This window comes from Marinobacter sp. S6332 (assembly GCF_023016045.1).
GTDB lineage: Bacteria > Pseudomonadota > Gammaproteobacteria > Pseudomonadales > Oleiphilaceae > Marinobacter.
On the sequence record NZ_JALKAP010000014.1, the window covers coordinates 119,290 to 126,732 of the forward strand.

The 7,443-nt window shown below is 52.8% G+C and carries 7 protein-coding genes; 2 read left to right on the forward strand and 5 right to left on the reverse strand.

Translation table 11 applies throughout. The annotated features are described in order from the left end of the window. Position 1 precedes the first annotated feature (1 nt). Both MWU62_RS17290 and MWU62_RS17295 read left to right on the forward strand, forming a co-directional pair. A complete protein-coding gene (locus MWU62_RS17290; RefSeq protein ID WP_247116037.1) occupies positions 2–1,066 on the forward strand; it encodes a succinylglutamate desuccinylase/aspartoacylase family protein in 1,065 nt (354 codons plus the stop codon). Between the two features lie 15 nt (positions 1,067–1,081). Next, a complete protein-coding gene (locus MWU62_RS17295) occupies positions 1,082–1,507 on the forward strand; it encodes a secondary thiamine-phosphate synthase enzyme YjbQ (RefSeq protein ID WP_216009652.1) in 426 nt (141 codons plus the stop codon). 14 nt (positions 1,508–1,521) lie between these two features. On the opposite strand, the gene amn is transcribed toward MWU62_RS17295, so the two are convergent. From amn to MWU62_RS17320, 5 genes are all read right to left on the reverse strand, one after another. Beyond that, complete coding sequence (gene amn, locus MWU62_RS17300) at positions 1,522–2,997, reverse strand: AMP nucleosidase (protein WP_247116038.1); 1,476 nt, start codon at positions 2,995–2,997, stop codon at positions 1,522–1,524. A 70-nt stretch (positions 2,998–3,067) separates the two neighbouring features. Continuing rightward, positions 3,068–4,279, reverse strand: coding sequence for a hypothetical protein (locus tag MWU62_RS17305; protein WP_247116039.1), 1,212 nt, complete (start codon positions 4,277–4,279; stop codon positions 3,068–3,070). Between the two features lie 74 nt (positions 4,280–4,353). Beyond that, the gene (locus tag MWU62_RS17310; RefSeq protein ID WP_247116040.1) at positions 4,354–5,721 is read right to left on the reverse strand and encodes an MFS transporter; all 1,368 of its coding nucleotides are present in this window, start codon (positions 5,719–5,721) and stop codon (positions 4,354–4,356) included. Between the two features lie 98 nt (positions 5,722–5,819). Beyond that, positions 5,820–6,806 (reverse strand): diguanylate cyclase, encoded by a 987-nt coding sequence (locus MWU62_RS17315; protein ID WP_247116041.1) that lies wholly within the window; start codon positions 6,804–6,806, stop codon positions 5,820–5,822. Positions 6,807–6,829: 23 nt separating this feature from the next. Continuing rightward, positions 6,830–7,443 (reverse strand): DDE-type integrase/transposase/recombinase (locus MWU62_RS17320; protein WP_247113765.1); only part of this gene is annotated, 614 nt, incomplete at its 5' end.

Here is a 7,443-nt window from a genome sequence, read left to right on the forward strand (position 1 = left end):
GATGGCGCGAGCGCCCTTTGAAATGGCCGGAGTGCAGGTAAAGCCTGGCACCCGGCAGACCGTAGAAATCCAAATTGCGAAACTGTACACCCATACACCCCTACACATTCCGGTGGAAATTGTACACGGGCGGCGCGATGGCCCGGTACTGATGGTGTGTGGAGCCATACACGGTGATGAAATTGCCGGTGTGGAAATTGTGCGCCGTGTGCTCACCAATTCAGCGCTTCGCAATCTGCGCGGTACTTTGATAGCGGTGCCTATCGTGAACATTTTTGGATTTGTTCATCGCACCCGTTATCTGCCAGACAGGCGCGACCTCAACCGCTGTTTCCCTGGTAGCGAAAGAGGCTCCCTAGGTGGCCGTATCGCCTATTTGCTGCGTACCCAAATTATGGAACATGTAACGCACATCATCGATTTGCACACGGGCGCCATTCACCGCTTTAACCTGCCGCAGGTGCGGGCTGAACTGAAGAACCCAGAAACTGCGCGAATGGCAGAAGCTTTCGCGGCGCCGGTTATTATTGATGCAGGCTTGCGGGAAGGCAGTTTGCGTGCCTACGCCGACTCGCTGGATATCCCCGTTATTACCTACGAAGGTGGCGAAGCCTTGCGCTTTGACGATGTCGTTATCGGTAGTGGTGTAAAAGGTGTGATGCGAGTGATGCGTGAACTGGAAATGGTTCCGCCACGGAAGGGGCGCACAACAGTGAAAAAACGCTCGGAAATTGCAGCCAGCTCTCAATGGGTGAGGGCGGAAATCGATGGCATCATGCGGCCGGTTGCAAAGCTTGGGCAGAAAGTACGCAAAGGCCAGAAGCTGGCCATGGTGGCCGATCCGTTTGGTGAGTCCGAAACGGCGATTGTCTCACCTTGTTCGGGCATTGTTATCTGTGTGAATAATTTGCCGCTGGTTAATGAAGGCGAAGCCATTTATCACATAGCCCGATTTGACGAGCTTAACGAGGCAGAGAAAGCCATGGATTACTTCCGAAGCTCGTTTGAGACGGAAGTAAGTGAAGCTGTTGTGCCCATGCACCCTTGGGATGAGTTGCAGAAATAAACCATAGGAGCCGCCATGATTTGGGATCAGACATTCGTTGACCTGGCACCTCTGGCGCGAGGATTTCATTTGGTAACTAATGAAATCCTCGCGCAGGCGCCGGATATGACCAACTGCGAAGTAGGGCTGTTGCACCTATTTATTCAGCACACCTCAGCCTCACTGGCAGTCAACGAAAATGCAGACCCAGACGTGCGCGGTGACCTTGAACGTCACTTCAACGTGATGGTGCCCGAACGGGCACCACACTATGAGCATGTGATGGAAGGGCCGGATGATATGCCAGCCCATATCAAAAATATCCTCATAGGCCCGTCACTCACTCTGCCCGTACACCATGGGCAGTTAGCCCTTGGAACCTGGCAAGGTATCTATCTTTGCGAACACCGGGACCAAGCCAGCGGGCGCCGGGTTGTGGCGACCTTGCAAGGTAGATGGTGAGAGCGAGGCTCCATTTAGCGAAATGGCGGCTCATCAAAGCTGCGCAGCTTGCGAGAATGCAGCGTATACCGCTCACTGCGCATCAGTTCCAGAGCGCGGATGCCGATATGCAAATGCTGGGTAACCGCACTCTCGTAAAAAGCACTTGCGGCGCCGGGTAGTTTGATCTCACTGTGCAGTGGTTTGTCGCTCACGCATAGCAAGGTGCCATAGGGTACGCGAAACCTATACCCCTGCGCGGCGATGGTGCCGCTTTCCATATCAACTGCGATGGCGCGGGCAAGATTAATTTGCGAGCGCTCCTGCGCCCAGCGCAGTTCCCAGTTTCGGTCATCGTAGGTTAACACCGTGCCGGTGCGCAGTCGTCGCCGGAGCGTGTCGCCCTCGTCGCCGGTAATCTCCGCCGCAGCCTGCTGGAGCACTTGCTGCACCTCGGCCAACGCTGGTAAGGGAATGTTTGGCGGTAGTACTCGATCAAGAATGCCGTCCCGGCGCATATAAGCATGGGCCAGTACATAGTCCCCAATCACCTGCGACTGCCGCAGCCCACCGCAATGGCCAATCATCAGCCAACAGTGCGGGCGTATTACGGCGAGGTGGTCGGTGATGTTTTTGGCATTGGAAGGCCCCACGCCAATGTTAACCAACGTAATGCCCTGACCCGGTTCCTTTGCTTTCAGGTGATAGGCGGGCATCTGGAACCTGTGCCAGACTACAGAGTCTACAAGCGCCTGCATTTCCTCTTCGCGCATACCCCGTTCAATCACCACATTCCCGGGTAGAACCATGCTCTGAAAGCGTGAACTTCCCAATAGCATGTCGAGCCCATGGCGAATGAATTGGTCGACATAGCGATGGTAGTTGGTCAGCAATATCCAACGCTGCACGTGTTGCCAGTCACTGCCGGTGTAATGCACCAAACGCCGCAAGGAAAAATCCGTGCGAGAGGCATCGAACAGGGCTAGCGGTAGTTCTTCAAGATCCTGCCAGTCGCGCAGGCCATCGGCTGTGCCGTCATCGGTTGCAGATAGATCGGTGCTGGGGAAAATCCGAGCCAGCTCGCTGGCGGTAACGCCCGAAGCGCCCAGCTCATCGCCCTGTTCAACAACATAGGGGTAAGGGATTTTAACCCGGCTCCAGCCTACCTCTACCAGAACGGTGAAATCCCCCATGATATGCTCCAGCTGGTTTTCCAGATAACGCCGGAAAGCCTCCGGTTGGGTTACCGTAATGGTGTATACACCCGGCACCTGAAGCCGTGCATAGGCTCGTATGCTGCTGGGAACCTCGCCCTGAGCCTGATAGGTCAGGCGCAATTCGGGATAACGAAAGGCACAATGGGACGGCTGTGGCAGCTGACGGTCAGTAAGATACTGCTTCAGCGCTGCACGCAGCGCACCGGTGGCTTGCTCATAAAGCGCCGCAAGACGATCAACCGCCGCCTCCGGGGTGGTTACTGCAATAAAATCATCATCAAAAGATGGTGTCACGACAGGCCTCAAAATTATTTAGCAATCTTTATATCGCGCGGATTTATTCGAGTTGAAAACGCTTTCAGTGTTACCTTTTTGCTTCAATGCGGCTCCAATCAACATTGTTGACCGTTGAATCTTTATTAGGGTTGTAGAACCCATCGTTGTTTAGGATGTAGGTGCCATTGCCATCGGTATAAACGTGATCGTAGAAGCTGGGAAGCTTGATCGTTTCGCCTGAGGGTGTGGCGTATGGCGTTTCTTCTCGTATTGCGTCCACATGCTGCTGTTGCATGCGGTCACTGGCTGCAGAGCGCTCCTTATACCCCCCAACAATAATATTGTTTATATCACTGTTGATTTGCTGCATCTTACGGTTGTGATCTTGCTGGTTGGCGCGGCGGTCGTTGGCACCTTTCTGCTGAATGCCCCTAATCTTCTGCCAATATCGCTGCATTTCCGCGTCCCATGCTGGGTTGGTGCGGGTTGACTGAACAATGGCTGCAAGCACCGCGTCTTCCAAATAATTGCTGCCCTCTGGGCCACGGAAGCTGCGCATACGGTTGATAGACCAGCTGCCAGCGCTCATCTGGCCTTGTTGAATCAAAACGAAATACTGCCAGATGACTAGGACAGTTTCCTCAAGGGCCAAACCATCCTTGTTATAGGAAAGCACAAGCTTGGTGGCCTGTGTATCAAACTGTTGCCCGTAACCCATCGGTGTGGTTGTCATATTACTTTGATCGACCATCTGAAAAATTTGGGTGTTTTGCTGGCGAAGCTTCTGGGTCAGCTCCGGCACAACTTCTTCAGAGACGAGCCGAAGGTTGGTGACGTCAGGGTCGGGATTACGCTGAACCATTTGCATCAGCCACTGGCCGGGAGACTCAGGCAATGGCAGATAAAAAACCCCGCCCGGAGTTGGCTGCATGACCTGACTCTGAGATAAGCGACTAAACTCGAAAGAAAGACTTGGGAAGAAGCGAACTGCTCTGCCATCGGGTGCGCTGATTGTCACATCGCTGATTAGCGGGATGTTGTACAGTTGGCTTGGCATACGCGTAATGCCGCCTTCAAGGGTCCAACCCTCCGGCACCAGTACAGTGCTTGCGACCATATTGTTCATTTCAGGGTCGCGTATGGCGTGTTCACGCATCACCACCCGATTGTTGGGCCCGGAGGAGGCTTCGGCCGAGGGTGCAAATCCCCTTGAGTTGGTTGATTCAGCATCGCTACAGCCTAAAAGTGTTAGGCAAATAACCCCGACCGCCAAACGCGTTCCTGCCAGCCCCGTAAGCATTGTTCTAGCCCTCTTTGGTATGTTCTCAGTATAGCTCAGTACCCAGAACATCAAAGAAAGTAGGGCGTGAGACGTTAAGCCGCGCTTCGGTCGCGCAAATCTTTAAATGCCATGGCTAGTGCTAACAGAACGATCAGCGTAATCGCCAGCAGCCCGATACTCACTGCGCTGTGCCATGAACTGTAAGGGCGCGCCGCGAACACAATGGCCGTGATAACCGCAATACCCACCGAAGTACCAATACGTTGCCCGGTTTGCATGATGGCCCCGGAGCTGCCTGCATAGGTTAGCGGCACTTCAGCAAGGGTAAGCGTTTGGTTGGGGCTTATCACCGAGCCTTGACCCAGACCAAAAAAAGCTAGAGACAGCAGAAGCCACCAGACACTCACGCCCATATATGCATGCAGCAGCACCACAGCAATACTGGACAGCAATCCGAAAACCGCAAAAACCAACCCCCCAATAACAACCTTACGCCCGTAATGATTGACCCGCTTGCCCGCCCAGTTGGACGACCAGGCAGATAGCAAAGCCGAAGGGATGCCGATCATGCCGGCTTCAAATGCTGAAAAGCCGACACCTTGCTGAGCGTAAAGGGGAATTAGCACCCAGACACTGGTCATGCCCAAAAAATACAGCAGCATAATGACACTGCCATTACGGTAGCTGGACGTGGAAAATATTTTCAGATCCACCATGGGGCTGTAGCCCCGCCGTTTATACCAACGCTCCCACAGCACCCAAAGGTAAAATAGTAGAAGCCCAGTGGGTAGCAGTAGCCATATCAACCGGGATGAACGTGATTCAACAAATGGATAGAGAACCGCCAATACACCCAAACCCACCAGCAGAGCGCCTACCGGGTCGAGCGATCTCAGGCCTTTGTTTGCCAGAGACTTGGGCTTGTGTATCAATGGGCGAGGAAACCAAAGGAGCGCCAACGCTATGGTTAACAGGCCTATGGGAACATTAATAAGAAAAGTGAGGCGCCAACCAATCTCCGGGCCTCCCAGTTGAATCAGCAACCCACCAAGTACAGGCCCAATAGCAACGGAAACACCCACCGTGGTGCCAAAAAAGCCAAAGGCGCGGCCACGATCTGGGCCCTGAAAATATTGCTGAATCATGCCAATGCCCTGAGGGTTCAGAAACCCAGACCCGACACCCTGAACAAAACGGGCCGCATTAAGCCAATCCGCATCCGGCGCTAGTCCAGCGGCAACTGAGGCGAGGGTGAATATGGAAACCCCCAAAATGAAAAATCCGCCGCGCCCCATAAGATCCCCGGCACGGCCCGCACTCACCAGCACCACGCCGAAAGTGAGTGCGTAACCGGAGAGCACCCATTGGATATCGGATTGGCTGGCGTTTAGCCCTTCCTGAATCGATGCAAGGGCTACGTTAATCACACTCACACTCATCAACGACATAAAAATCGCCATGAGTAGCACCATAAGAACGCGCCAGCGTTCCGGGTCTTTGGTGGTGGTATCGGGGGTGGTATTTAGCTTTGGTGTCGTGATTCTCAGGGGCTCCTTGGTTAATGACGCGGCTGTTGTCTATACAGCCGGAAGCAGTTTTTCCCCATCTTTTTGGCAGAATACATTGCTTGGTCTGCCTTACTGATCAAGGTGTCTACGTCGGCTCCATCGTTGGGATAGATAGAAATGCCAATGCTCGCACCTATAGTGGCTATGCCGCTATCTAACTGGAAGGGTTGAGACATATTTTCGATGATGCTTGCGGCAACGGCTCCGGCATCTTCTTCAGATATCCCGCCGTTTAATTGAATTATGAACTCATCACCGCCATAGCGAGCAACAAAATCCGCATCTCTAAGACTATTCTCCAGACGCTCGCCAATCATCTCAAGGGCTTGGTCGCCAGCTTTGTGGCCGAAAGTGTCGTTGAGGGCTTTAAATCCATCAATATCGATGAACAGAAGAGCGACATTCTCTTCATTTCGTTGGGCGCTGGCAATCATGGCTTCACTTAACTTCCTGAAAAGTCGCATATTTGCGAGCCCTGTTAGCTCATCGTAAATGGATTCCTGATAGAAGATATTCTTTTGCTCATGCACCAACCCTATGAGCACAGTCGATATGATCGACATAGCGAAGATCAGTTGAACCTCTAGCATTCCATGGTGTGAGTATCCAAACATTACATAAAATGAAAGCGTTAACAGGTTGCCAATAAACGCATACATTAGCCCGATGCCCAGCCCCCATTTAACGGAGGTCCAGATAATGGGGACCAGAATTAAATAATAGTAACTTGAGTAGTTTTCACTAAACTTACCCAAAGACACCACGAGGAAAGAGAGTGAGATAATGATAAGGAATGCCGTTAGTTTGTCAGGCTTCAGTACCTCATCGACAAGCGTAGATCTTAAGCGTTTCCAGCCAGAGGATTTAACGTAAAAATAAAGCACGAACAGGGGGAGTGCGGTTAGGGCGCCGGTCAGGTTGCCGACAAAAAATAAAGGAACCTGTTCCCGCCAACGCATATTGACGGCGATTTTCAACCCAGTTGTCCAAATAGCTGCACCTAAGCAGCTAATCTATTAAGCTCAACCTCCTGCAATTTGCCAGGATTGAGCGATACCGGACCGGTGACTTCCCAGTTCCGGGTATTGCCAGACCAGCGCTGTGGATTCCTGCGCTTTGCTCTTTCATAAACCATTTTCCGATGCGCCAGGCGCTGGTGATCAACGCCACGATGCCGATCTGCCGGTGTTACGAAGTTGATACCACTGTGCAGATGTCTTTCGTTGTAGGCGCACTCGAACGCCAGCATCCATTCACGCACAGCCGTGAGCGATTTAAAGCCTTTTGAGGGCCACTCCGGGCAGTATTTGACCGTGCGGAACAACGATTCCGAGTATGGATTATCGTTGCTCACTCTCGGACGACTGTGCGACATCAGCATGCCCAGATCGGCCAGCCGGGCCTTGAGCGTATAAGACGTCATTGGCGCTCCATTATCGGCATGCAACACCGGCGGGTTGTGCCAGCAGCTCTCGCGCAGCAATGCACGCTCGACCAGTTTCCTGGCTAGTTCACCGGATTCCATTTCATGGATTTCCCAAGCAACGATCTTGCGACTGTATATGTCCATAATCAGGTACAGGTACCAATGCTGGCCACGCACAGCGGACGGAC